This window comes from Roseibium sp. AWQ4_290, assembly GCF_056160985.1.
Genome location: NZ_JBSWYG010000032.1, coordinates 1 through 26,843, shown reverse-complemented (window position 1 = coordinate 26,843; position 26,843 = coordinate 1). Strand labels below are relative to the sequence as shown.

At 59.7% G+C, this 26,843-nt stretch carries 18 protein-coding genes and 1 pseudogene; 8 read left to right on the top strand and 11 right to left on the bottom strand.

The window, feature by feature from the left end; genetic code table 11:
- Positions 1-36 precede the first annotated feature (36 nt).
- Positions 37-2,361: a methyl-accepting chemotaxis protein gene (locus ACXAH0_RS23710; protein WP_475179783.1), complete on the top strand. Its 2,325-nt coding sequence runs from the start codon at positions 37-39 to the stop codon at positions 2,359-2,361.
- Positions 2,362-2,476: 115 nt separating this feature from the next.
- Positions 2,477-3,186 (top strand): annotated as a pseudogene (locus ACXAH0_RS23705) (IS6 family transposase).
- A gap of 264 nt (positions 3,187-3,450) precedes the next feature.
- Here ACXAH0_RS23705 and ACXAH0_RS23700 read toward each other — a convergent pair.
- The 9 genes from ACXAH0_RS23700 to ACXAH0_RS23660 form a co-directional block, all read right to left on the bottom strand.
- Complete coding sequence (locus ACXAH0_RS23700) at positions 3,451-5,403, bottom strand: sensor histidine kinase (RefSeq protein ID WP_475179786.1); 1,953 nt, start codon at positions 5,401-5,403, stop codon at positions 3,451-3,453.
- Entirely contained in the window at positions 5,388-6,284 is an 897-nt protein-coding gene (locus tag ACXAH0_RS23695) for a phosphate/phosphite/phosphonate ABC transporter substrate-binding protein (RefSeq protein ID WP_475195551.1), read from the bottom strand. The genes ACXAH0_RS23700 and ACXAH0_RS23695 overlap by 16 nt, the downstream gene beginning before the upstream one ends.
- 102 nt (positions 6,285-6,386) lie before the next feature.
- Positions 6,387-7,607, bottom strand: a complete 1,221-nt coding sequence (locus ACXAH0_RS23690; RefSeq protein ID WP_475179794.1) for an HD domain-containing phosphohydrolase — start codon at positions 7,605-7,607, stop codon at positions 6,387-6,389.
- Positions 7,604-8,623 (bottom strand): response regulator, encoded by a 1,020-nt coding sequence (locus ACXAH0_RS23685; RefSeq protein WP_475195547.1) that lies wholly within the window; start codon positions 8,621-8,623, stop codon positions 7,604-7,606. Before ACXAH0_RS23685 ends, ACXAH0_RS23690 begins: the two co-directional genes overlap by 4 nt.
- A gap of 174 nt (positions 8,624-8,797) precedes the next feature.
- Positions 8,798-9,787: a DNA-binding response regulator gene (locus tag ACXAH0_RS23680; protein ID WP_475195545.1), complete on the bottom strand. Its 990-nt coding sequence runs from the start codon at positions 9,785-9,787 to the stop codon at positions 8,798-8,800.
- Between the two features lie 109 nt (positions 9,788-9,896).
- Positions 9,897-11,966, bottom strand: coding sequence for a putative bifunctional diguanylate cyclase/phosphodiesterase (locus ACXAH0_RS23675; RefSeq protein ID WP_475195544.1), 2,070 nt, complete (start codon positions 11,964-11,966; stop codon positions 9,897-9,899).
- Positions 11,967-12,224: 258 nt separating this feature from the next.
- Positions 12,225-13,715, bottom strand: a complete 1,491-nt coding sequence (locus ACXAH0_RS23670) for a two-component system sensor histidine kinase NtrB (RefSeq protein WP_475195541.1) — start codon at positions 13,713-13,715, stop codon at positions 12,225-12,227.
- Complete coding sequence (locus tag ACXAH0_RS23665) at positions 13,685-14,230, bottom strand: heme NO-binding domain-containing protein (RefSeq protein WP_475179818.1); 546 nt, start codon at positions 14,228-14,230, stop codon at positions 13,685-13,687. The genes ACXAH0_RS23670 and ACXAH0_RS23665 overlap by 31 nt, the downstream gene beginning before the upstream one ends.
- Positions 14,231-14,651: 421 nt before the next feature.
- Entirely contained in the window at positions 14,652-15,518 is an 867-nt protein-coding gene (locus tag ACXAH0_RS23660) for a helix-turn-helix domain-containing protein (RefSeq protein ID WP_475195539.1), read from the bottom strand.
- 377 nt (positions 15,519-15,895) lie between these two features.
- On the opposite strand from ACXAH0_RS23660, the gene ACXAH0_RS23655 reads away from it, so the two are divergent.
- The 6 genes from ACXAH0_RS23655 (at position 15,896) to ACXAH0_RS23630 (ending at position 22,848) form a co-directional block, all read left to right on the top strand.
- Entirely contained in the window at positions 15,896-16,780 is an 885-nt protein-coding gene (locus tag ACXAH0_RS23655; RefSeq protein ID WP_475179828.1) for a carbohydrate ABC transporter permease, read from the top strand.
- Positions 16,781-16,847: 67 nt separating this feature from the next.
- Positions 16,848-17,702 (top strand): carbohydrate ABC transporter permease, encoded by an 855-nt coding sequence (locus ACXAH0_RS23650; protein ID WP_475195585.1) that lies wholly within the window; start codon positions 16,848-16,850, stop codon positions 17,700-17,702.
- Positions 17,702-18,817, top strand: coding sequence for an ABC transporter ATP-binding protein (locus ACXAH0_RS23645; protein WP_475195538.1), 1,116 nt, complete (start codon positions 17,702-17,704; stop codon positions 18,815-18,817). Before ACXAH0_RS23650 ends, ACXAH0_RS23645 begins: the two co-directional genes overlap by 1 nt.
- 26 nt (positions 18,818-18,843) lie before the next feature.
- Complete coding sequence (locus tag ACXAH0_RS23640; RefSeq protein ID WP_475195536.1) at positions 18,844-20,121, top strand: ABC transporter substrate-binding protein; 1,278 nt, start codon at positions 18,844-18,846, stop codon at positions 20,119-20,121.
- A gap of 59 nt (positions 20,122-20,180) precedes the next feature.
- On the top strand, positions 20,181-21,692 hold the full coding sequence (gene pglA / locus ACXAH0_RS23635; protein WP_475195533.1) for a polygalacturonase PglA: 1,512 nt from the start codon (positions 20,181-20,183) through the stop codon (positions 21,690-21,692).
- Positions 21,682-22,848, top strand: a complete 1,167-nt coding sequence (locus ACXAH0_RS23630) for a glycoside hydrolase family 88/105 protein (RefSeq protein WP_475195532.1) — start codon at positions 21,682-21,684, stop codon at positions 22,846-22,848. Before pglA ends, ACXAH0_RS23630 begins: the two co-directional genes overlap by 11 nt.
- A gap of 171 nt (positions 22,849-23,019) precedes the next feature.
- Here the strand turns inward: ACXAH0_RS23630 and ACXAH0_RS23625 are convergent, their stop codons facing one another.
- Positions 23,020-24,060, bottom strand: coding sequence for an OmpA family protein (locus ACXAH0_RS23625; RefSeq protein ID WP_475195531.1), 1,041 nt, complete (start codon positions 24,058-24,060; stop codon positions 23,020-23,022).
- A gap of 225 nt (positions 24,061-24,285) precedes the next feature.
- Positions 24,286-26,724: an Ig-like domain-containing protein gene (locus ACXAH0_RS23620; RefSeq protein ID WP_475195529.1), complete on the bottom strand. Its 2,439-nt coding sequence runs from the start codon at positions 26,722-26,724 to the stop codon at positions 24,286-24,288.
- Positions 26,725-26,843 lie beyond the last annotated feature (119 nt).

The following is a 26,843-nucleotide window of genomic DNA, read 5'->3' as shown; positions in this document are numbered from 1 at the left end:
TGGACCACACTTTTCCCGCAGTTTTCGGAGTCAGTTATGGCCTGGTTCTACAATCTTCGCCTGATGAACAAACTCTTTTGCGCTTTTGGCGTACTGCTTGTTCTGCTCGGATTTCTCGGCAGCACATTTGTGTTCACGCTCGGCGTTCTTGATGAGGAATTCACCGAATTTTCCGCTCAGGGCAATGTTCTGGCCGCCACCAGCGAAATCACGCGCTCCTTCGCCAAGCTGGAAGGCCGGGCGAAGGACTTCATTTCCGTGTCTTCGGCGGACAATATGGCGGCTGCGCAAAAGGCTTATGAAGAGGCAACGGCTCTGATCGTCAAGGACATGAAGCTCATGCACGACGAAGAAGAGCTCCGCCGGTTGAAGGATGCCGAAAAGCACATCAGGATTTACTGGAAAAACTTCCTCAAACTGGCGCAGGAGCGGAACGAGCAGAACCAGCTGATCACCGGCAACCTCTCGGAGGCAAGCAAAACCCTGCAGGACGAATTGCAACTGGTCTTCGACCATGTTCTGGGCAGCGAAGTGAAAGACGGCAAGCCGTCAGAGGCGCTCAATATGGTAACCGACGCCATTATCCATCTGCTGATCGCCAAGGACCATGCCAACCGGTTTGTCTATTCCCACCAGGACAATGACCTCGATTTTGCCCTTTCGGAAATCGAACGGGTCCGCCGGGATCTGACCAGTGAAGCCCTGACAGATGTTTCGGCGGAGGACCGCACCCTGATCGAAGACGCCCTGCACCAGCTCGATGTCTATGTGGAAGCGCTGGACCGGTTCCGCGTGCTGGACACGGATATCCGCCGATTGGAAAAGGAAGTCATGGTGGAAGAAGCCGGCATCATTTCCCACGACCTAGACGAGATCAACGCCATTGCAGTGACTGCGGAACACAAGATCGAGGAACAGGTGCACGCGCAGACGAAAACCGCGATGATCTTTGCCATCACCGCCACCGTGTCCGGGCTCATCATCGGCTTTGCCACCGCCTTTGGCCTTGGCCGCCTTATCAGCCGCCCGGTGACCCGCCTTGTGGAGGTGATGCAGTCCCTGACCAGCAACCGCCTGGATGTGGTGATCGACGTGCCGAAGGGCCGAGATGAAATTGCCGAGATGACCGAGGCCGTGAAAGTGTTCCATGAGGCTTTGGTCGAGCGCCACAAGATGCGCGAAGAGCAGATCCGCACGGAGGAAACCGCGTCCCGCCGCCGGGACGAGCTGGATCAGATGATCGGTGTCTTCGGCAATGCGATCCGGGGCATCTTCCAGCGCATGTCCACCTCCTCGTCGCAAATGTCTACCTCGGCCCTGTCCCTGACCGAAATCTCGGCCGTCTCGGCGGATCAATCCGCCGTGCTCGACAAGGATGCATCGGAAACCTCTAACATGGTGGCAACCGTTTCCTCTGCGGCCGAAGAGTTGATCTCTTCCATTGAGGAAATCCGGCGCAATGCCGACCATTCGGCTGAAATTGCCTCGTCTGCCTCGTCCAAGGCCGAGCAGACCCGCGACGACTTCAACCGCCTTTTGGACGTGTCGGGCCAGATCACCAGTGTTGTCGATCTGATCCGGGAGATTGCCGACCAGACCAACCTCCTGGCGTTGAACGCAACCATCGAGGCGGCCCGGGCCGGGGAGGCGGGCAAGGGCTTTGCCGTGGTGGCGTCCGAAGTCAAGGAGCTGGCCGCCCAGACCGCCAAGGCAACGGCGGAAATCAGCGAACAGGTCAATGCGGTTCAGGAAACGGCCCAAGGGGCGGAAAGGTCCCTGAACGAGATCTATGGCGCCATCGGCGAGGTGACGGAAACCGCCATCAGCATTGCGGCCTCCGTCAGCCAGCAGAAAGACGCGACCTCCGAGATCGCCCACAGCATGGAAACCGTTGCCCAGAATGCCGGGCGGGTGCAGGAAAGCGTCTCCCTGATGAAAAGCAACGCCGACACCAGTGCAGAGACCGCCGACAGCGTCAAGGCCGGCAGCTCGGTGGTCTATGATGAAGCTGTGCTGCTTGGTACGGAAGTCGAGACCTTCCTGGATGCCATTGCCAGCCGCGGAGATGATGAGACCTACCGGATCCATGATGTGGACTGGCAGGGCAGTGTCACCCTGGGCCGCGACACGGTGCCTGTGCGGGTGCGCAAGGTGTCGACGGCCTCCTGCTTTGTCGACACGGTCCTCAGTGGCGCGCCGGGAACGCCGGTGGAGTTCGTTACCGACGGCCTGTCCGGCCCGATCCAGGCCCGGATCGCCCAGACGGAAGCGGGCGGCACCATGCTGCAATTCCCGCTCAAGCGGGATCACATCGCCAAACTGCGCCTGGAGCTGGAGCAACATCTCCACGCCGCCGCCTGACATTCAGCACATGTCCGCCTTGCGAGCCGGCCCCTCTTGGGGGCCGGTTTTCTTTTGGCTGGCGACGGGGCATCGCCAACTTGTTGATCGCGTTTGGGTTTGGTAGATCGCTGTGATGTTTGAGGATTTCGATTTGCCGCACCTTAAGGGGGGCGCTTTCCCAGATCGATTATCTCCTATGCGGTTTGGGCCGATCACCGGTTTGCGTTGACTACGGCAGATGTTGAAGACCTCCTTGCGGAGCGGGGTCTTTGTGTCAGCCGTGAAACGATCCGCAAATGGGTGAACCGGTTTTGCCAGCGCTTCGCGCGCTGCATTCGCCGGGACAGACCAAAGCCCAATGCCAAATGGCATCTGGATGAAGCTGTGAACGTCATTGGCGGAGTGAGATACTGGCTCTGGCGTGCGATTGACGGCGATGGAGATGTGCTCGATATCCTGGTTTAATCCCACCGGTATGCAAAGGCTGTCAGGCGTTTCTTCGGTGCACTGGTCGCGCAATACGGCGAGCCCAGGGTCTTGGCAACGGACAAGCTGCGCAGCTACACCAAGCCGGTTCGGGCCCTGGCTCCAGACGCCGATCATCGCCCTCACAAAGGGCTGAACGACAGGATTGAGAAGTCCCATCGTCCGGCCCGGAAACGGGAGAAGATCATGGGCCGTTTCAAGTCGCCTCGGCAAGCTCAACAGTTTCTGTCCGCCCACGATCAGATCAACACGGTCTTCCGGCCGCACCGATGCAAACTGTCCGCGCCCTCATACCAGCACGCGAGAGCAGATGCGTTCGGCCTATGGCAGGACTACACCGCTGGGATGAACGCCTGAAATCCGCCAAAACAGGGAGCCATGCGGGCCGACCCAAACAAGTTGGCGATGCCCTCTTCGCTGAGCGCTCTCTGGGCACGGCCGAAAAGGGTCTTATTGGGTGTGTCTGGCAAAAGCTTGCGGTGTGCGACAGCTTTTCAGGCCGGGCCGAAACCCCGTGAACGGCCGAACAGGGGCGCAAAGCGGTCAATTCCTGCGTCGGCAGAAAACCGGCCCCGTAAGGGGGCCGGTTCTGTCTGCGCTTGGGTTGGAGGGCGTTCCGGTTTACGCGGCCTGGGGGCGGGCCGGTTCAGGCTGTTTGGCCTGGGCCGGATTGAGCGGCAGACAAACGGTGAAGGTGCTGCCCTTACCCGGTTCGGACTGAACGCTGAGCTTGCCCTTGTGCTTGATCTCTACGATGGATTTGCAGATGGCGAGCCCTTGTCCGGTGCCTTTTCCCGGTGGCTTTGTAGTATAGAACATGTCGAAGACGCGGCGCAGGGCCTGCTCATCGATCCCGGCGCCATTGTCCGTCACCTTGATCGTGCAGGTGGTGTCGTCCTTTTCGGCGCTGACGGTGATTTCGCCCTTGCCGCCCGTATAGTCCCGGGACTGGGAATATTCGGAAATGGCGTCGGCCGCATTGACCACCAGATTGATCACCACCTGGGAGACGTCGCCTGGATAACAGGGCACGATCATCTCCTCCTCCGGCGGGCTGAAAGTCAGGTCCGCGCTGTGGCGCCACTGGGACCGGGACACGGTCAGAGCGTTTTCGATCAGCTTGATCATGTCGGTCTCGGATGTCTCCGCATCGTCCGGATGGGCGAATTCCTTGATGGACCGTACGATCTTGCCGATGGTTTGAACGCCTTCGGCGGCTTCTGTCAGGGCCGAGGGGATCTCGTCCTTCAGGAAGTCCCAGTCGATCTCTTCCAGCTTGTCCGTCTGGGCCTCTGTCAGCGCACCGCCAGCCTCGTCGACAAAGCTCTTCAGGTCGTCAAAGGCTTCTCCAAGGAACTTCAGATTGTCGCCGATGAACTGGGTCGGGGTGTTGATCTCATGGGCGACGCCGCTCGCCAGGGTTCCGAGGGATTCCAGCTTGTGGGTTTCCATCAGTTCCAGTTCCAGACGGCGGTTTTTCTCATTCGCCTCGTAGAGTTCGGTGATATCCGTGTCGACCATGACAAAGCCGCCGGAGGCTATGGGCCGCTGCGTGTGCAGCAGCACCCTGTCTTCGCTCCAGGTGCTTTGCCAGGTCTGGATGCCTTCGGCTTCAAGACGGGTGAGCCGGTCCTGAACAGCTTCGGTCTGGGCCAGCGAGTCCTGAACGGGCGTGGCGGCATAGGCCTTGAGGAGCACGTCCTCAAAATGCACGCCTGGGCCGCAGGCCTCCCGGCTCAGGCCGTAAAGGTTGAGAGCGGCCCGGTTGACGAAGCGCAGTTCACCATTGTCTCCCACGATGAAGATCGCATGAGACACGCTGTTGATGGCGTTGTGTAACAGGGTTTCGGCGAATTTCCGTCCGGCTTCCGCTTCGTCCCGCTCACTACGCGTGACCTTGGCGAATTTAGCCAGGGCCGTCGACATCTGGTTGAAGGACTGGGCCGTGCTGGCCAGTTCGTCCTTGCCGCGTACGGGCATGTGATAGCCGAACTCGCCTTTGGCCACCCGGGCGGCCCCGTCGCGCAGCTGGGTCAGCTGGCGGGTCAGGATTGAACCGAGCAGATAGCCGAAGATGGCCACCAGGATCACCTCGAGGCCGGCAATGGTCAGCATGCGCCGCGTGCCGGCGGCCACCACGTCATTGAGCAGGGAGGTGGAGAGGCCAATTTGCACCTCGCCGAACTGGGCCCCGCCCGCCAGTATGGGGGCGGCCACATCGACGCTCTCATCCTCCAGGTCCAGATCCTGAGCGCGATTGCCATGGGTCAGGGTTCTGGCCGGCACCGGGCCACCTTCCGCCAGAACCAGTCCGCTGGAATTGCGGATCTGAACATAGAGCAGGCCCTGATTTTTCAGCGCCTGCTCCACAAGCGCGTCCAGCGTTGCCAGATCAAGGGCCAGCACCGCGTCACTGGTCATGGTGGCCAGCAGCCGGACGGAGGTTTCCGCCCGGGTGCGCAGTTCCTGCTCGTTGGAGGATCTGAGGTCCTGAAGACTGGTCACCACCAGAATGCCAAGAACGAGGATCTCAATGAGCGCAATGCCCAGAATGGTCTTTAGTTTGAATGACATGTCTCTTCTCCCGCAGAAGCGATCTGGGTCTGGCTGGAACTTAAGTTGAGCGCCCGCACATCATCCCAGGTGCTGTTGCCCGCCGGAACAAAGCCGGTCATGCCGAGCGGGCCCAATAGGGCCTCGTCTTTGAGGGCGATCATGGCCTCAGCCAGTGTGGCGCGCGCGTCCGCATCCACATTGGCGGAGGCTGCAAAGGCATGGGGGGTGTAGGCACCGGTCTTGTAGAAGACCCGCAGCTGCGATTGGAGATCCTGCGGCACATTGCCGAAGGTGCGCACCACGCCCCCGCCCGCGGCCACCAGGCCCAGGGCAACCGCCCGGTAGACCGAGTCATGCGATTTCACGTAAAGGGGTTCGAAGTCGACCTGATCGGCGGACAATTCGGCCCGGGGCACCACGCTGGCGCCAAACGCGGCCGGGGAGGGGAATGCGATCTTCTGGCCGTTCAGGTCCGTTAGTGCCTCGATGCTGCTGTCGGCCCGGGCAACGAGAATGCCTTTCAGCTTCTTGTCCGCCTGATGGGCAAAGGCTTCATAGCCTGCGCTCTGATGGACGACCGTATAGTGATACGGGTTCATATAGGCAAAGTCATACGCCCGCTCAGAGAGGCAGGCCTCAAAGGTCGGAATGTCTTTTGCTGTGGTGAATTTCAGCTTGTAGCCGGTCTGGCGTTCCAGCTCTTTGAGAAACGGAACCCAGACCTGGGCAAGCCGCGTGGCGGATTGCTGGGGCACAACGCCAAAGGTGTAAACTTTTTCTGCGGAAGCCTGCGGGACGCCGGACAAGAAAAAGGCTGCAGCACCTGACAGAAAGATCTGTTTCAGAGCCTGCAGCCGAGTTTTCTTCAGTGGTACAATCAAGTCGATAGGGTTTTTCATGACACTTACCTCCGGTTTTCACCATTGATGCCACTAAGAACCCTGCGTCACGATCCCCATTTAGGGATATAATCTCCTCCTCCTCGTATTGTTGGTTAAGAATTAGGAAACGGGGGTGGCCGTCTCACCCGCCGTTTCCCCGGCCGCCATGGCAGTGGCGGCCTGACGCCAGACCTCAATGGAGGTCTCGGACGCATTCAGCGTGGGCAAAGCCCGCAGCCTTTTGATCGTGATGGCGCTCAGCTGGCTGCCGGCCGCCAGCAGCAAGCGGCCTTCGCCGTCCCGGATATCGGAGGCCAGAATGTCGCCGCCCAGAAGCTGGTTCGCGGGCACCTTCTTGCGCACCGCTTCCACGCTGCCGGCAAACACCTGGTCGCCGCCGAGCACCTGGCGCATCGCCTCCAGAATTTTCGGGTCATAGCGCGGCGCATTGCGCTCAAGCTCGTTCATGCAGGCCTCAAAATCGGGCTGATCGCCGGTGGCAATCTCTGCCAGATCGATCAGGGCGCACAAGACGCCTGAGGCTTCTGGAAGGTTCTCCCCGGCAATGTCGTCATAGGGGAACCCGCTGCCGTCAAAGCCCTTGCGGCAGTAGTAAATCGCCTCGGCGATGCCCTCCATGCGGGGGATATTCAAAACAAGGTCCCGGGCCTGGGCCACCGCCTCGTTGACCTGGCGCTTTTCCTCCGGAGACAGGTCGTCACCGTTGAAATAGCGGTCGGCCAGGGCATCTGGCAGCGTCAGGTAGCCAAGGGTGCAAAGCATGGCGGAAATGCCCTGTTCCAGCGAGGGGCGCATGCCGAGGGTCTTGGTCACTTTGCGGGCCCAGCGCTGGATGATCGAGGCGCGGACATGGGCCCGCGGCCGGGAGATCGCGATGATGTCAACCAGCATCTTGATACTTCCCGACAGGGTCTGTTCCAGCAGCTCCCGCTCTGCGGCGAGCGTCTGGTGGAACTCGATCCCCTCCTCGATCACTTTCAGGAGCATTTCCGAGTTGCAGGGCTTTCCGATAAACCGGAAAATGCGCCCGTCATTGACGGCGTTGACCGCCGTTTTCTGGTCGTTGTTGCCGGTCAGCATGATCCGCGTGGTCGATGGGGCTTTTTTTGAGATAAGACCAAGCAGTCGGATGCCGTCCATACCAGGCATGTTCTGGTCGCTGACCACGACGGCAAAGGGGCCCTCGGTTTTTATTTTTTCAAGGGCATCCTGCGGGCTGTTGACCATGGTCACGTCCACGCTTTTGCGCAGAACGCGGTTGGCCGCGTGCAGGACATGGATCTCGTCATCGACGAGAAGGACTTTGCGGTTCTCGCTCATGCTGCAACCTCATTCTTCGATGACGGGGCGTGTTGCCTGGCCACGGCCTCGGCAATCAGCTGGGGCCATGCGCCGGTCGGTGCCGACGGGCTGGTGTCCGCGAGTTGCTGAAGGGCGGTGCTAAGGCCCGCCGGCAGCCCGAACAGGACCGTGAGAAAGGCAACCCGTTTTGCCGCCTGGGCCAGCGTTCCGGCCGAGCCGACCGCGCCGGAGCGCAGGCTTATTCCAAGCAGGAACGCAGCTGCAGCGGCTTCCGTATCCTGGGTCAGCTCAAGGCAACGCGCCTTGGAGTCCTCTGCCAGATGGTGCGCGTCTTCAGGTGCAAACCCGTGCAGGTCTTCAGAGCAGCATTCCTGCCCCAGCCTGCCGGCCTCGATCAGTTCCCGCAACCGATCGAGGCCGACATACCCGACCGCCTTGCGAATGCTGCAAGTCGGCACGGGTTGTTTGAAATAGGCGGAATTGCACAACTGCAGCAGGCGCAGGGACAGGCTGGGATCCTTGCGGACAAGTCCGGCGATGTGGTCAATGCCCGGCTCCTCCGCCTCAAGGGCGCTGGTCAGATTCTTGAACAGGCCCTTAGGCGAGCACAGGGTGTCCAGGACGGACAGTTTGAAGATGCCGTTTTCCAGCTGGTCATGCAGCTGGGCATCGACAATGTCCTTGATGACGGAGATGATGGCTTCCGGCGAGCACGGCTTTGCCAGAAAGCGGTGACTGCGGCCGACGATACGGTAAATCTCGTCTTGTTTGGCTTCACCCGACAGCACAATGCGGATAATCTGGGGATGGTGGCCGGAAATCCATTCCAGCAGCTGCGAGCCATCCACTTCCGGCATGCGCATATCCGTGACGAGGATATCGACGGTTTCACGGGTGATCACCTTGACCGCGTCCACGCCGCCATAGGCAAAATGCATGTCCCACTGGTCCCGGTAATGGCGCACATGCCGGCGGACGGCCTTCAGGATGTTGGGCTCGTCATCGACAAACAGTATGCTCACTTTGCGGGTCATGCCGGGTCTCATGCGTTTGAACGTTTCTGGCATGGACCTTACGAATTGGAGCAGCTCCCGAGTATCCCCATTTGGGTACAGGATCTCTATCGGGCTTGTTTTTTTGAAATTTCTTCGCAGTTCCAGCACGCCTAGCACGTGGAGTGGCGGAATTTAGGTATATATTTAAGTGCTTTAAAGAGATACTGCGCGGGGCCGGACCAAGGCGGCCGGTGTTGTCAGGATCAGTTGTACCAAATCCACCTGGCGCCGGACACCGGTCTTCTGGAAGATGCGCTTCAGATAGGTGCGGGCCGTTTCCTGGGTCACGTTGCAGTTGCCCGCAGCCTCCTCCACGGTGCCGCCACTGGCGATAGTCTGGGCAATCACCGCTTCGACCTGGGTCAGGCCGAACAGGTCTACTAGGCTTTCAACACTCGGCGGCGCATAGCGGCCGGGCACCGTGAACATGACGGCAACCCGCTTCTGGCCGACAGGCATGATGACGGCGGTCAGGGGCTCCAGATCTTCCGGGTCGGACAGGGAGACGAATTTTGGAACGGAGTCCATTTCTTCGGCTGCTTTTTGAACGGCGGCCTTGAATTCGCTGCGGGCGCCGGGCGCGTTGACCGCAAGGGCGCCGTTCCGGTCCACCACAATGCCCTTGTGGGACTTCAGCACCTCATCGGCACTGTCATTGTAATAGACGATCCGGCTGGTGCCATCGACCACGGCAACCGCAGGCGCCATGGCAGAGAGAGCCGCCGTGGCCATATGACCCGGCTGCTCCTTGCGGGTCTTGATGGCAGACAGGGCCACCTCAATCGCCTCGATCAGGCTTTCGGCGGCACAGGGCTTGGTCAGGAACCGGAAGACGCCGGACCTGTTGATCGCATCAATGGCAGAGGCCAGATCCGCATTGCCGGTCAGGAGAATATATTCGCGGTCTGAGGCTTCTTCCTTCCGCATCCGGTCGATCATCTCGATGCCGGTCAGATGGGGCATGCGCAGATCGCTGACAACCACATCGAAGTCTTCGCTCCGGGCCCGCTCGATTGCGGCAACCGGATCGGTCTCAAACACCATATCCCAGCACACGTGCTGGGACCGGAGCACCCGCTGCAGGGAGCTCAGCATCATGGCTTCGTCATCGACGAACAGAATTCGCTGTCTTGCTGCACTCATGTGGCTACCGTAGTCACACAAAGTAAAGCAAGTGTATATGTTCAATTTTTCAAAAGTATAATTTGATTTTAAATTCTAATTCTCATTCAGATAAATTTATTCCGTTGAGTTATTGATAAATATTACAATGCGTATTTCTGGAGGTGAGGATGTAGGGAGATGCATTCAGGTCGCGGAAATCCATGGGTTTGGCGTAAAAATAGCCTTGTGCAACCCGGTAGCCGATGGCGGCGAACAGGTCCCGTTGCGGGGAGGTTTCGATCCCTTCCACCGTCAGGCAGGCATCCATCTTGCCCGCCAGGGCGCCCACGGTTGTCGCCACATGCCGGGCCTTGTCGCAGTTGAGGGCCTTGGCCACGAAGCTGCGGTCGATCTTGAGTTCGTCCCAGTCGAAATCCGTCAGATAGGAGAGGGCGGAATAGCCTGTGCCGAAATCGTCCAGGGAAATGGAGATGCCGAGGCGCTTGAGCTGTGTCAGGGTGTCATGCACCCGCCGGCCATCGCTGATCAGGACGGATTCGGTCACTTCCAGCTTCAGCCGGACGGGCTCCAGGCCAGTTTCGTCCAGAACCTGGCGGGCAAAGGCTGGCACATCGTCCTGAACAATCTGCAGGACCGAGAGGTTGACGGAAACACTCGGAGTACCACGCATGGTGACCACATCCTCGCAGGCTCTTTGCAGAATGTGGCGGCCGATTTCAAGAATGCCGCCGACCCGCTCGGCGGCCTCGATAAACTCCAGGGGCGGGACCATGCCGAGCTCCGGGCTGTTCCACCGGGCCAGGGCTTCCATGCCTACCATCTCGCCGCTCATCATGTCGAATTGCGGCTGATAGACGGGATAAATCTGGTTGGTCTCGATTGCGCCCCTCAGGGTGTCTTCGATCTTGCGGCGGCGGATCTGACCGGCCTGAAGCGGCTGTGAGAACCGGGCGACTTCGTTGGTCCCCTTGCGGGCCGCCTCCTGCATGGCCAGATCGGCGCGCAGAACCAACTCCCTGGAGTCGAGCCCTTCCGCTTGGCTGGTGGCAATCCCCGCATAACCGTCCAGCGTCACAGCGATCGCGTGCCGCTCCACCGGCACAGCAACAATGGCAAGCAGCATATGGGCGAGAACAGCCAGTTCCTCTTCGCTGGTGATGTCATGGATCAGGAAGGAGAACTCTACGCTGCCCGTGCGGGCAATCCGGTTGCGCCCGTCCAGTCCGCGCACATAGCCGGACAGATCGGCACCGAGCCGGGCGATCACATCATCACCGTAAGAATAGCCGAACTGGATATTGACGCGCTTCAGCCCGCTGAGTTTCAGAACCACAATGCCCCAGCCATCCGGTGCAGCGCCGCCGTCAGGGCACCTGCGGGGGCCTTCGATTTGGCGGGACTGGGAAGCTTCTTCAATCATCTGCAAAAAAGCATACCGGTTGGGCAGTTCGGTCAAGCCGTCCGTGAGCTGGACCTTGTTGGTTTTTTGAGCGTATTGGCGCAGAGCGGCGCATTGCTTTTTCAGCCGTGTTCCCAGCACAAGGCTGACAGCCAGAAGCAGAAGCGCGGCAGCGGTCAGCCCCGCGACCAGGGCCAGCTGAAATGCGGCCCGCTTGTCGATATGCGATTGGCTTTCCTGCGTGATGGCCTGAATCAGATGCCAGTCGGCAGGCTCCATATGCGCCCGGATGGCGTTGAGGGCGGCGGTCAGATGCGCTGCCGTATCTTGCGGATGGTTTTGTCCCAGCGCCGCGAACGCGGGGCGTAGAGCCTGAAGGTCGGTTCTGATCGTGTCTGTGAGGGCCACGAGCGCTTGATGGGTCTGGGTCTGGCTCTGGCTCTGGCTCTGGCTCTGGAGGTGTGTTTGAGCGTCCGGTCCGCCGTTCCCGGCGACTTGAAGACTGTCCACAAGCGACTGGTAAAGGGTCTGGATCTCCAGAATTGAGCTCTGCCGGTTTCCGGAAGGTCCGGCGGGGCTTTCGGCCAATGCTGCCAGATCCCGTTCCAGGTGTTCAAGCTGGTGACGCCCCTGGGACAGGTAGGCCAGCAATTCATGACTGTCCGACTGGCTTTTCAGGGCATTGGCCATGTCCGCCACCAGCAGGCTTGCGCCCCACAGGAACGCGGCCCCGGCCAGTGCGGGCAAAGTAATCCAGGCCAGGGGAGCGGCTCTGAAAAAGCGTTTGGCGAACAACATCCGGCTTGTCCTTTCGGCCAGAGCTGCGCTCCCGGGGCGTCAAGAGGTGGCAGCTGACTGCAACTTTGCATCAGTGCCGCCTGGTGCGATATCCTCATTTGGGGACTGGTGGTTTGTGACAAGACCTTGCAGGGCGGTGGCGTGCCTTGGAGCAAATCGCGTTTCATCGGCTTTGTCTATCGCGGCCTGATATGAGAGAGGTCGACGCAACAGACAAAGCAGATCCGGTTAAATGGTGCAGACTTATCGCACGATGCTCTAGCCGATAAATTCACCGGAGAGGGCGTCCCCGGCATCCTCCGGCTGCTCTTTTGCGGGAGGTGCGGGGACCATCTGCCCGGAAGACGCGCGAGCCTGCGGGACACCGGTCTGTTGTGGGGTGACCGGCAGCTTCACGGTGAAGGTGGTGCCTTTTCCGGGTGTGCTGTCAACTTCAATGCGGCCGCCATGTTTCACGTGCACGATCTTGTAGACGATCGCCAGACCCTGGCCGGTGCCCTTGCCCGGTTCCTTGGTGGTGAAAAACGGATCAAAGATCCGGCTGCGTGTCTGCGCGTCAATGCCTGCGCCGTTGTCGGCAATGGAAATTTCGATCCAGGAGCCGTTCAGCCGGGTCTCGATGCGGATCACACCGCCACCGGCTGGCGCGCTGTCTTCAATGGCATCGGTGGCATTGCCGATCAGGTTCAGGAACACCTGATGCAGATCCCCGGGCTGGCCCATGACATCAGGCAGATCCAAAGCAAAGTGCCGGTCAATCTCCGCCACGTGTTTCCAGCTGTTGCGGGACACCGACATGGTGGTTTCCAGAACCAGATTGATGTCGATCGGCTTCAGTTCGGTTTCGCCCGGGTGGGAGAATTCCCGAATGGCCGAGACAATCGAGGCCACCTGCTGCAGTCCGTGAAGGGACTGGTCCAGGGCCACGGGAGCTTCTTCCATCAGGAACGCGATGTCGGTTTCCGTCCGCTGGTCCTCAACGGCTTGGACAAGATCCTCCAGGCCGCTGGTGCCCTTGGCAGCCTGGGTCAGGGCGTCATAGGCGGTCATCACAGCCCCGGCGGCCTCATGTACTTCCTGCATGAAGCGCACATTGTCGCCGACATACTGGATCGGGGTGTTGATCTCATGGGCCACGCCACTCGCCAATGTGCCCAGCGCCTCCATCTTCTGAGCCTGATTGAGGCTTTGTTCCAGAAGCTGGCGTTCGGCTTCAATCGCCAGGTGACGGCGGATGTCCAGCAGGATCCAGAGGCGCAATTCGCCTTGACCGATGGGGGAACAGGACATGCGCACCGGGATTTCCTCCCCCTCGCGCTGGTTGACGGTCAAGTCCATGGTGGTGTCGTCAAACACGGGCTCCTGGCCGGAACGAGCCCGGATCCAGGCATAGGCCCGATCTTCACCGGTCAGAAAATCGGTCAGTTCGGCCTCGGGCAGGACCTCCCCGTCAAGGCCGAAAAAACTGCGCGCGGCCGGGTTCATCCGCACCAGCCGCAGGGCGCTGTCCGTCAGCACAAGACCCGCCGGGCGGGCGTCGAAAACGGCGCTGAGGAGCGAACGTTCCCGCTCCAGCTTGGCAGCGGCAGCCGCAAGGTCCCGGTTGGCCTCGTAGAGCTCCAGGCTCTTTTCCTCCAGCAGGGTCTCAGCCGCAAGGCGGGCTTTTTTTTCCCGCTCCAGCCGCCGGACCAGCATGTCATAGGAGAGCTCTTTCAGGGTCACCTCCTCATCAAGGTGAAGCGGGTACACTGGTCGCCGTCCTGGTCGGGCAGCTCGGTGCGTGCAATGCCGATGTCTTCGCCATAATGGCCGATGGCCCCCCATAACAGCCCTTCGGCAAGGTCTGCCATGCGCCGGCTGGAACGGTAGTCCAGGGTCATTTCTGTCTCTGAGACCGGGCTGGCGGTCAGTTTCGGCAATTCCGCATCCGGGTAGAGTTTCAGAACATCCACATGGATCTGTTCCTCAATGGAGCTGACAAATTCAAACGTGCTGGTGCAGGAGGCAAAATACGTCTCATGCCCGGTCACAAAACTGCCGAGCAGATGTTTGCCGAAGGTCTTCAACAGTTCGGGCACGGGCAGGCCGCTGCGCGCGCTCAAGGCCTTGACGAGCCGCACCATCTCTGCGGTGTCGTAATAACCGACCCCCGTATAGGCGCCGTCATTGGGCAAATCCGCTTCCATGATAATGGTTTCGGTCATGTCCGGACCGAAGGCCTCATCAACCAGGGTAAAAAACTCGTTGAAGACAATGCCTTTCATGGGTCTCTCCTCAAGCGCATCTGCCTTTAGTCTGCACGGGCCGCGCTGCCCATCCCCATCTGGGGATTGCAGAGAAAAAAGCGGCCGCAATCGGCGGCTGTATCTCAGGACAAAGGAATTGCCTTAATAATTGACTAAGGGGAAGCTTGGCGTGCTGATGGCAAATCAAAGTCCCGCAGCTCTTGAGACGGCTGGGGGCGTGCTGACAGCCGTTTGAAAACGGGATGTCCGGTTTCCGGAGCTCAGCCTGAAGCCGAAGGGACCAAGCGCGTCCTCCCCGGGGCTGGGGAGGGGCCGGGGGAGGCTCCGAGCGAGGATCAAACCGGCCACCAGTTCCCGGCGCAGGCGGCGGCCTGCGGCGAACGTGGATTTCGTCAAACGGTTCTCCCACGTCAAAGGGAGGCGCCGGATCAAAGCCTCCTTACTCCGCATATCGGTAGCCCGACCGCTTCGTGCGCAACAGGCGGTAGCTGGAGGGGCTGGTGCCGATATAGTGCTTGAACATGCGCGAGAAAAAATAGGGGTCCGAATAGCCCAACTCGGCGGCGGTCTCCTTGACCGTCTGGCCAAGACCCAACCGGTGGACCGCATATTCCATGCGTTTCAGCTCAAGAAATTTTTGCGGCGTCATGCCGATGCGCTCGCGGAAGGCGCGGCGGAAATAGTCCCGGTTATAGGGAACCTCGGCCAGCGCCTCGTTCAGGCCGCCGGGTTTCAGCGGATCGGCGGCGAGACGCGAGGCCAGCAGCATGATCTGCAGGGACAGCTGCCCCTGGCTTGCCAGCAGATCCACATCCTCCCGCCAGCCCAGAAACGCATCGTCCAGAAAGGCCAGCAGCAGCACCATAAACTGGTGGTGTTGCGCCAGGGTCGGGCTGATCGTGGCCGCCGTCTCGCGGTAATGACTGATCAATGGGCGCAGCACGGCCCAGTTTTTCAAAGGAGCGGTGCGAGCCAGGGTCATCTTATCAAGAAGATCGGCCCGGCCGAACAGGCCGAGCGTGAAATGCTGGGCAACGCCCGTATAGTCTCCTTCGCCCGTATTGGTGCCCCGGAACCGCTCCCGGGCATAAAGGATCATGGCTTCGCCTTCCTTCAGGCAGATGCTCTCGTGCGCGATCTCATACCGGGCGCAGCCGCTCAGACAGAATACGAGATCATGCACCGGATTGACCTTGTTGATACGCCAGCTTCTGGAGTGCTGCATGCGGATGGGGGTGCGGGCCAGGCGGAGCGTCAGGGCCTGAACCGGCATGCGTGAAAACAGACTTTGTTCGTTTTTCTCCATGTTTTTGTTTGATAGCCTTCATTTCGATCTAGCCCCGAGGGCGCTAGCATGGATCTGACAGGGGCTGCATCTCCCGATACCAAGGGATGCTGCCTGTTTTGGGAGGAAAGAGTGCCACATCTGCACCTGGACGCAACAGTCCACGGGGCCGCAGCTGTGGCAGTCAGCTAAAGACATGAAATATTTCGAACAGAGCAATTCGCCTGGAAATGCAACTTATGCGAGATTTTTGGCGTGCAGGCTCATCCTGGTGTCCACGGTACCGGCCCTTGCCGCGAGAACGGCCTGCCCCGCGGGGGGCATAGAGCCGACGGCCGGAAAGCGGGTCAGAATGCGCGCCGGAGAGAGGACCGGAATCTGGGCCGGAGGGCTGCGCCATGGGCGGTGACAGCAAGTATCTCGGGGTCCTTTATGTCTCGCCCTATATCATCGGTCTGCTGCTGTTTACGGGCTTTCCCTTTGTCGCCTCCTTCTATCTGAGCTTTACCGACTATGATCTTCTTAGCACCCCCAAATGGCTGGGGCTGGAGAATTACGAAAAGCTCTTCACCCGGGACCGCACCTTCACCAGATCGCTGGGCGTGACGCTGCTTTATGTGGTGATGACAGTGCCGCTCAAACTGAGTTTTGCCCTGCTGATCGCGGTGATGCTCAATTACCGCCTGAAGGCAATCAACCTGTTCCGGACCGCCTATTATGTGCCCTCCATCCTTGGCGGGTCGATCGCCATCGCGGTGCTTTGGCGCTACATCTTTGCCGAGGCCGGTCTGGTCAACATGCTGCTGGGGATGTTCGGGATCGATGCCATCAACTGGTTCGGCGATCCGGCCAATGCGCTGTTTACCATCACTCTGCTGCGGGTCTGGCAATTCGGCTCGGCCATGGTGATCTTCCTGGCGGCACTGCAATCGGTCGACAAGTCCCTTTATGAGGCCGCCTCCATCGACGGGGCCAATCCCTGGCATATCTTCCGCTACATCACCCTGCCGCTGATCACACCGGTGATCTTCTTCAACCTGATCATGCAGACTGTGCAGGCGTTTCAGGAGTTCAACGGGCCTTACATCATCACCGATGGCGGGCCGCTGAAAGCCACCTATTTCCTGCCGCTCTACATCTATGACAAAGCCTTCAAAAGCTTCGACATGGGCTATGCCTCGGCCATTGCCTGGGTGCTGTTCGCAATCATCATGGTGCTGACCCTTGTTGCCTTCTGGTCTTCCCGGAAATGGGTCTACTACGCCGGCGACAAGAGGAGCTGACCCCATGTCCACATCCGCCGACATCCTGCCGCCAGCCTCCGTCCAGTCGAACGAACCGGCCACCGTCATGGAGATCAAGCTGCGCCGCCGCCGGCGGCTCAACAGCCTGCTGCACTACACGGTGCTGACCGCCGTTGGCCTGGTCATGCTCTATCCGCTCATCTGGCTGGTAGGCGCCTCGTTCAAGACCAACGCGGAGATCTTCTCCAGCCCTTCCTTCTGGCCCAGGGAGCCGACGCTGTCGGGCTATATCAAGGGCTGGGAAACCTCAACGCCCTATACCTTCGCCCGGTTTTTCTGGAACACGTTCCTGATCATCACCCCCAAGGTCATCGGCACAGCGGTGTCGTGCACCTTGGTGGCCTACGGCTTCGCCCGGTTCGACTTTCCCGGCAAACGCATTTTGTTTGCAACGGTGATCGCAACCCTGCTGCTGCCCAATGTGGTCACGCGCATTCCGCAATATCTTCTGTTCCGGGACATTGGCTGGCTGGACAGTTTCCTGCCTCTCTGGGTGCCGTCCGCCGTCGCCGGAGATGCGTTTTTCGTGTTCATGCTGATCCAGTTTCTCAGGGCCATCCCCCGGGACATGGAAGAAGCGGCCCGGGTGGACGGGGCCAACACGCTGCAGACGCTGGTCTATATCGTGGTACCGATGCTGATGCCTGCGATCATCTCGGTCTGCCTGTTCCAGTTCATGTGGACCATGAACGACTTTCTCGGGCCCCTGATCTACATCTCTTCCGTTGAGAATTATCCGGTCTCGCTGGCTCTCAAACTGTCTATCGACACGACGGAAGCCTTTGACTGGAACCAGATCCTGGCCATGTCGGTGCTGGCGCTCGCGCCTTCGCTCTTCGTGTTCTTCCTCGCGCAAAAATATTTCATCGAAGGGATCTCCACGGGAGGGGTCAAGGGATAATGGCTGAGCTGCGACTGACATCCGTTGAAAAAACCTATGGCAGCGGCTTCAAGGCCGTGCATGGCATCGATCTGGCGGTGGAAGAAGGGGAGTTCATGGTTCTGGTCGGTCCCTCCGGCTGTGCCAAATCCACCACCTTGCGCATGATTGCCGGGCTGGAAACCGTTACCGGCGGAGAGATCTCCATCGGCGGCAAGGTGGTCAACGATCTGGTGCCAGGCAAGCGCGGCATTGCCATGGTGTTCCAGAATTATGCGCTCTACCCGCATATGAAGGTGCGCAACAATCTATCCTTCGGCCTGCGCCTCAAGGGTCAGCCGAAACCGGCCATTGAAAGCGCCACGAAGGACGTTTCCAGGGTGCTGGAAATCGAGGAGCTTCTGGAGCGCCTGCCCAAGCAATTGTCCGGCGGGCAGGCGCAACGGGTCGCCGTCGGCCGGGCGCTGATCAAGCTGCCGGAAGTGTTTTTGTTTGATGAGCCCCTGTCCAATCTCGATGCCAAGCTGCGCGCCTCCATGCGGGTGCGCATCACCGACCTGCACAAGCGGCTGAAGGCCGAGGGCCAACCGGCCACCGTTGTTTATGTGACCCATGACCAGGTCGAGGCCATGACGATGGGCGACCGGATCTGCGTCATGCGCGAAGGCCGCATCATGCAGGTGGCCGATCCGGTGACGCTCTATGAGCGGCCGGCAAATGCCTTTGTGGCCGGGTTCATCGGCATGCCGGAAATGAACCTTGTGGACGCGGTGCTGACAACCGAAGACGTGCCGCTTCTGACCCTGGCCGGTCAGACCATCCGCATCGGGGAAGGGCTGGCCGGCCGGCTTAGCGAAAGCGCCGGGCCGGTCAAGCTGGGCATCCGGCCGCAGCATCTGGAGCTGCTACCGCCCGGCACTCACAATGCCCTCAACGGGGTCGTGACCAATGTGGAATTTCTCGGCCATGAGCTCAATTGCCACCTGAAGGTCGGCAGCGGCAACTTTGTTGTGGTGGTGCCCGGCGGCCAGCTGGCACATCTGCCTGCGCGCGGCGATGCGGTCGCCCTGCGGCCCCAGGGCGACAAGATCCACCTGTTCGACCGTCACACAGAGGACAACATTTCACTCGGGTGAGGCCGGGTGTGTCATGGGAGGAAGGAATGACAGGACTGAAGACAATGGCTGCGGCCCTGCTGGCCACCACAGCGCTGGCAGCCGCCACAGGATCTGCAGGCGCGGCCGAATTGCGCATGAGCTGGTGGGGTGGTGATACCCGCCACAAGGCCACTCAGGAGGCCTTACGGGTGTGCGGCGAAAAGCACGGCCACACCATCAAGCCGGAATTCACCGGCTGGGCCGGGCATCTGGAAAAGGTCACCACCCAGATTGCCGGGGGCACTGAAGCCGACATCATGCAGATCAACTGGCCCTGGCTGCCGCTGTTTTCTCTCCATGGGGACGGCTTTGCCAATCTCTATGATCTGAAGGACACGATTGCGCTGGACAACTGGACACCGGAGCAGCTGAAGGCCGGGGAAATGGACGGCAAGCTGAACGGCCTGCCCGTCTCCACCACGGGGCGGGTCTATATGTTCAACAAGACCGCCTATGAAAAGGCGGGCCTTGCGGTGCCCGCCAGCTGGGCGGAGCTGATCGCCGCAGCCCCGGTCTTCAAGGAAAAGCTCGGGGAGGATTATTATCCCTTTGATGCGGCCACCATCAACGCGGTGCTGCTGATCTCCAACGTGGTGACCCAGAAGACCGGAAAAGACCTGATCGACCCGGCGACGACCACCGTGGCCTGGACCGCGCAAGAGCTGGCCGAAGGCCTGGAGTTCTACCAGATGCTGGTCGACAAGGGCGCGATCCGCTCCTGGAAGGCGGGTGCTGCGGAAGGCAATATGAAGCTGCACGAAAACCCGAAATGGGCCAGCGGGCAGATGGGCGGGTCCTATGAATGGGATTCCACCTATTTCAAATATTCCGATCCGCTGGAAGAGGGCAACGAACTGGTGCCGGTGAAGATCCTGAACGTGGACGGCGCCAAGACCGAAGGAGTGTACCGCAAGGCCTCCATGACCTTTGCCATCTCCAAGCGGGCGAAAGATCCCAAGGCCGCCGCCCAGATCCTCAATTGCCTGATGAACGAGCCGGAAGGCATTGCGGCCATGTCGAGCGCCCGTGGCCTGCCTGCCTCCAGGGCGGCCGCCACCCAGCTGATTGAAGCCGGGGCGGTCAAGCCGATCTTGAAACAGGCCAATGAGATCATCATGACCGGCACCGGGCCAAGCGTGTCGCCGTTCAACGAGCATCCCGACGTGCGCAGCATCTTTCTCGATACGCTGGAATATTACGCCTACGGGCGGATCGATGCGCAGACCGCAGCCGAGGAGATTATCGAGGGCATCAACGACGCCCTGGAAGACTACCGCTCCTGAGCCTTTGTGCGGTGGCCGGTCTGTCCGGCCGCCGTAACCTCCAACCTTCATGTGAGATCTTGACCTTGCTTTCGCTGATCACCGTTTCCTCAAGAACGGCAACCCTTCTGCTCGCGCCGGAAGGCACTCTTTATCATCTGGGCGAGCCCGTCCCCTACACGCTGACGGCACAACCGGGTGGGTGCGTGGCGGACGGGACGGCCACCGCCGCTGTCTTGCACGTCAGCGGCCTGACGCCGGAGACCGGCTACACCCTGTCAACATCCCTTGGTGATCTGACCTTCCGCACCCGCGCCTGCGGTGGCTCCGTGGATGCGGCCGGGTTCGGGGCTGATCCGGAGGCTGAGGACAATACGGCAGCCCTGCAGCGCGCGATTGACGCCGTGCCGGAAAACGGCACCCTGATCGTTCCCCCCGGCCGCTACTGGACCGGCCCGCTTTTCCTGCGCTCCCATATGACGCTTTATCTGAGTGAAGGGGCCGAACTGGCGGCTCTTTCGGATTGGCAGAACTGGCCGGTTCTGCCCGCGCGGGACGGCCACAACCGGGTGGTGGGCACCTGGGAAGGGCTGCCGGAGCCCTGTTTCGCCGCGCTGATCAATGCGGTCGGCTGCACAGGCCTCACCCTGACCGGAAAGGGCATTCTGGATGGCGGCGGCGACCGGGGCGACTGGTGGGACTGGCCCAAGGAGACCCGGCGGGGCGCCCGGCGGCCGCGGACCGTGTTCCTCGCCCATTGCACCGATGTCACCTTGAGCGGCCTGACGGTGCGCAATTCCCCCTCCTGGACGGTCCATCCGTTCCAATGCCGCAGCCTGCTGGCTGCAGGCCTGTCCATTCAAAACCCGCCCGACAGCCCCAACACCGATGGCTTCAACCCGGAAAGCTGTGAGGATGTGACCCTGACCGGCCTGCATTTTTCCGTGGGTGATGACTGCATCGCCATCAAGGCGGGCAAGCGGGACAGCGCCCATGGCACGGATCATCTGGCGCCCTGCCGCAACATTTCCATCCGCCATTGTCTGATGGAGCGGGGCCATGGCGCGGTTGTGCTGGGCTCGGAAATGAGCGGCGGTATCTCAGATATCCGCATTGCCAATTGCGCCTTCCTGCGTACCGACCGGGGCCTGAGGATCAAGACCCGGCGCGGGCGCGGTGGCAGGGTGGCCCGCGTCAGCCTCACCGATGTGCATATGTGCGAGGTCGACACGGCCATCTGCGCCAATGCGTTCTATTTCTGCGATGCGGACGGCAAGAGCGCGTTTGTGCAGTCGCGGCAGCTGGCGCCGGTGACTGAGGGCACCCCGGACATCACCGGCATCACGGTGAAAAACGTGATTGCCGAAAAGGTGCGCCTGGCGGCTGTCGCCCTGCTTGGCCTGCCAGAGGCACCGCTGAGCGGAATTGAGATCTCCGGCCTGAAGGTGAGTTTCGACCCGGAGGCTGAGGCCGGGGTGCCGCTGATGGCCTGCGGCGTGCCCGCCTGCCGCCATGAACAGATTGTTGCCGAATTTGCCGGGTTCAGCGGCGCAATTTCCCCTCTTGAGCAGGAGGCTGGCCGTGCTGACTGAGTTTTTCGACCGCTACGCCGCCACCTACGGGGCCTATAAGGGCGGCGCCTGGTGCTATGAGGACGGCCTGATCTACCGGGGATTGGAGCTGCTGCACCGGGCCACTGGAGAGGAGCGCTGGCTGGCACATCTGATGCGCCTGATCACCCCGCAGCTTCTGCCCGGCCCGGCGCTGCGCGGCTACAGCCTGTCGGACTATAATATCGACAATATCAAGTCTGGAGGCGCGCTGCTCTACCTGCATGAAGTGACCGGGGATTCCGCCTGGCTGGCGGGCGCCGGTCTTCTGGCGCGCCAGCTCAAGAGTCACCCGCGCACCCGCTCCGGCGTCTATTGGCACAAGCTGCGCTATCCCTGGCAGATCTGGCTGGACGGGCTTTATATGGCCGCTCCCTTCCAGGTTGCCTATGGCCAGGTGACCTGTTGCCCGGACCTGGTGGAAGATGCCGTCAGGCAGATCGGTACCGCGCTGGACCAGACCTTCGTGCCAAATACCGGCCTCTACGCCCATGGGGTTGATGAGGCCCGCGAGCAGCTCTGGGCCGATCCGCAGACCGGCCTGTCCAAAGCCCACTGGGCGCGGGCGCTGGGCTGGCTGGCCATGTGTCTGGTGGACGTGGCGGATCTGACCGGCCCGCAGGCGTTCCTGCCGCTGAAGGCGCGCACGCAGGCGTTTCTCACCCGGATCGAACGCCTTCAGCACGCACCGGGCCTGTGGCTGCAGGTGATCGACGCTCCGGATCTTGAGGGCAATTATATCGAGACTTCCGCCTCGGCCATGTTCGTCTACGCTCTCCTGCGCGCCCGTGCCCTTGGCCTGCTGGACCCGGTCTCACCTCCGGACCTGCACGGCGGAACACAAGCCCCGCCGCCTTCTGGCGCAGCCCTGCGGGGAGGGACAGCGGATGCCGGTCTTCTCAAAGGACTGACGGAATTCGCCATGACACCCGGTCTGGACGGCTCCCCGCGCATGTCCGCCATTTGCGAGGTCGCCGGCCTCGGCGGCTTTAAAGGCACCTACCGAGACGGGTCTGCGGCCTATTACCTGAGCGAACCGGTCGTTTCCAACGACAGCAAAGGCGTCGGCCCGCTGATGATGTGCACAGGGCTGGCCCTGGCAGCAGCACGGGACGACAGCCGGCTGGTCGAGGCGTGAGGGGGCAGAGGCACATACGTGAACAGACCAGTCTGCGGGTCAAATTTGACGCTTGGGCTCTGAGTGAGCTGATGGGATGAACGGATAGAGCATTTCCCCCTTACTCCGTTGGTTTTGCGCCTGGTAGAGCCTCACCGGACGCTTACGAAGTATTTTCGCATCACAGCCTCGCTATTGGACTGGAACCAGTTCAACCCTCCGGTTTTTGCTGCGGCCTTCCTCGGTTTCATTGCCCGCAATGGGGCTTAGCGGTCCGACCCCAGCAAACGTTAAGCGAGATGTTGAAATCCCTTCGGCCTCGACCAACTGTCGCTTGACGGCCCGGGCTCGATCTTCACTAAGCGCTGCGTTGAAGTTTGACGAACCAACATTGTCTGTGTGGCCGACCACCCAATACTCTTCTTCTGGATGCTTCCGCAGGAAATCAGCAATAACGCCAATCGCGTCCTTTGACTGTGTCGTTAATGTGCTTTTGTTAAAGTCGAAATAGATGCCATCCAGAACCGCGCGGCCGGTATCTGAAATGCTCTGCTCTATCGAGTCCACAGTCAGGCTTATTGTTATTTCTTCAAGCGATATTTTTTCCAGACGCACAATATCGAGCGCTATGTTGGCCGCCATTCTTCCCGATCTGTGTTGTGCCACAAGCAGGGAAACAGCATATTTTTGTCCTTCCGCTTCAGCAAAGCCTGCCCAATAACGGTAGTTGTAGTCACTATCGATGTTAGGGGCACTCAGGTTTTGATAGATGCCCTGACGATCAGGGTCGCCATACCAATAAGTTTGCACGACAAAATTTCGGCCGCATTCGGTGTCGGACGCACAACTAAAAAGAGGGGTAAAGTTGGCTTGCCGAAATGCTTCCTCAAAGCTTCGATATATGCGTAACATCGAGGTCTCTTTTGTGTTCGCGCGATACCCAATTTGCGTAATATGCCCTTCAACCTGACGGACGGGCGGCATTGCTGTTCGTCCCTGTCTGGATAAGATTTCGTCTGTCAATGGTCCCGTCGCCAAATTCAGGCCAGCAAAATCGCTCACTCTGTAAGACAATATTGAAGTGTCTGGGAACCGCTCAATCAGAGGATGGTCAACCGCACCGCGAACGTCCACCGATTCTGCAAAGGCACTCATGACAACAAAATTTGAAATCACAGCACTGGCCAATATGCGCAGCAGACCTTGAGTGAATTGAAAGTTACTCGACAACATATTTCGCATCCTTGAAACCAGCCTTAGTGAAGGGGACGGAGGCTGGCATAGAGGGAATGATGGGTGAAATTTCGTCAGCGCCCAGAAATTAGAGCATCGTGCGGACTTGTCGGCCGATGCTCTAATCCAAAGCCGACGAAAGAAACCTGGATTTTCGGCCCGCCTGACCGACCATAGGGAAGCTGCAGGCGCTGTATCATGCCAGCGCCTGGCCAATGTTATGGATCAGAAAATATCATTGATTGATATGTTTCCGTTGTTGATCAGATCTTCGAGGTTGAGTTCGTCGGTAATGTTGTTGAGCTGCGCCACTTTGGTGTAATCACCGTCCCCGTTTAAACGGATGCTCAAATTATAGGTGCCGTCATTTTCCGTGAGGCTGACTAGGTTCACGAGCGCGTTTGTTTCCGGGTCGAAGTTGCCCAGAAGAGACGACAGACTCAGAACATCACCTTCGTCGGGATTGAAGTCCCTCACGACATCGAAGGTGTCGAGGTTGTCGAACACAAAAGTGTCGGAGCCAGCTCCCCCAAACAAGGTGTCGCGGCCCAGTCCGCCGACCAGGAGATCATCGCCTCCTGCCATGCTCATATAGTCGTTGCCAGCGCCACCGTAGCGGGTTTCATTTGTGTCGTTGCCAAAGAACCGGTCTGCATAGTCCGATCCGACGACGACTTCCACATTGGCGATGACATTGGCAAACATCAGAGCCGTGCCGAGGGCGGAGTCCGAGATTGTTTCCGTGTCCCCGGATGCCAGAACGTTGTTGTTCAAGATGCTGCTGGACGCTTTGTAGTCCAGGCCGTCAATTTCGACGGTATGGCTTGCCTGGTAGACCGTATAGGCCGGCACCGGGTTCACATCGTCGACGATGTTGCCAAGCCGCATTTCCTCACCTGTTTCACCCCAATATCCGATCGTGCCGACACGGAAGCCCTCGCCATTGGTTGATATGAGATAAACCGTGTCTTGGGTGCCTTCGAGCCCGTTGACAAGGCTGCCGGAAACGGTTGCCAGATCAAAACTGTCGGCTTGCCCGTGAACGTCCAGATTGTAGACTGCTTCCGTCGTTAGCTGCCCGTCCGATACGGTGATGTTGAGTGCGTAGCTTTCTAGCGGTCCTTCCTTGAGCAGGGACTTTGCCACCTTGATTTCGCCAGTCGCAGGGTCAATGTCAAAGCGCTCTTCGTCATTTCCAGCCGTGATCGAATAGGTCAGCGTGTCTCCATCCAGATCGCTCGCCTCAACGGTCAGAAGTGTTGAACCGACTTCGGCCGTATCCAGAACGGAGTAGACCTGCTCCGGTTCCACGACCGGTGCATCCGGCTCATTGATCACGGTAACAGTGACCGTTCCCTCGGACCGGGCCGTTCCATCCGTAACGGTGTAGGTGAAGGTGTCTTCGCCGACAAAGTCCTTGCCGGGTGTGTAGGTCACGGTTCCATCCGGGTTCACCAGAACATGACCGCTGCTATAGAGATCATCGGCATCTATTATGTGCAAAGTGTCGCCGTCGGTGTCGCTGTCATTTCCAGTCAAAAGGGCGCCGAGGTTGAGCGCAATATCTTCCCGGACCGTAATGGCATCGTCTTGCGCCTGGACAGGGGAATTGGCGTCTTCAGATCCGAGCAGATCCTCTAGAAGGGCGATGCTGCCATCCTCGAATTGCAGCTGCTCGACATTCACCAGATAGTCTGTCCCGTAACCGCCCTTGTGAGCGACTTTGAAGCCGTCGTCCTCCCGGTAGACAATGTAGTCGGTCAACGTGCCGGACAGGACGACCGTGTCGATACCGCTGCCGCCGTTGTAGCCGTCGTCTTCAGCGCCGCCCACAAGAATATCATTTCCGGCCTGGCCGATGAGGAAGTCTTCCTGATTGGTGCCAATGAGAACATCATCGCCCTCCGTACCGTCTTCCGTAACACCCTGCTGATGGTATTCGCCGCCTTCAGCGCCGTCCCACCATTGATCGACTTCTTCACTGGTCTGATACAACCAATCGGCGCGGGCATTGCTGTCTTGGAGGTTCTCAAGGAAGGAGAAGACACCATAGATGGAATGCTCGCCGACTGTGCCGAATTGCATCAGCGGGCCATCGCCGATTTCCATCCAGTTCTCAAGCAGCACCTGATAAAGCTCGGCCATATATTCGCTTCCAGCGAAGTCCGACATGAAATCCAGAAGCGTTGCCGCTTCTTCGGGCGTCATATCGGTGCCGTCGTAATGCTGGATGTGCGTTCCACCCTCATACATGATGAGGTCGAGACCGTATTGGTCGGCCAGTTCCCTTTGTTCGATCATCTCGTTGTAGGAGTTTTGAATCGATCCCGGATAATCCGGTGTCAGCAGAAGGTCCCGGAAATACGCCATGGCGTCGACTTCGGGGTCGGCAATAGCGTCCAAGATGTCCTGGCGTAGATCCTCGAAGGTGATCGTCTTTCCGCCGAAGTAATTGGTTACGGCGAGAGAGTCAAAAACGGTGAGAGGATCGACATAGTCGTCCGGCTCATAGAGCTTCCAGTCGGTCGGTTCCAGAAGGTCCTTTGTTCTGGAGTCTCCAACCGTGTGCATGCCCAAGGTGTGATGGAGCCGCGCTTCAGCTTCCTCGCCAAAAACCTCATTCCAGATAATGGCCGCCTCTGTCGCGAGCTTCGCGGTGTACATATAAAAGGTGACCTGAGACCCGACTTTCCTCCATCTGCGAGGAGAATCCGTCGGTTTGTTTCTGGCCTCATGCGGCCTTCATTTCCAGTCTCGTCTTCATGGCAAATTCCTCGGGCGTG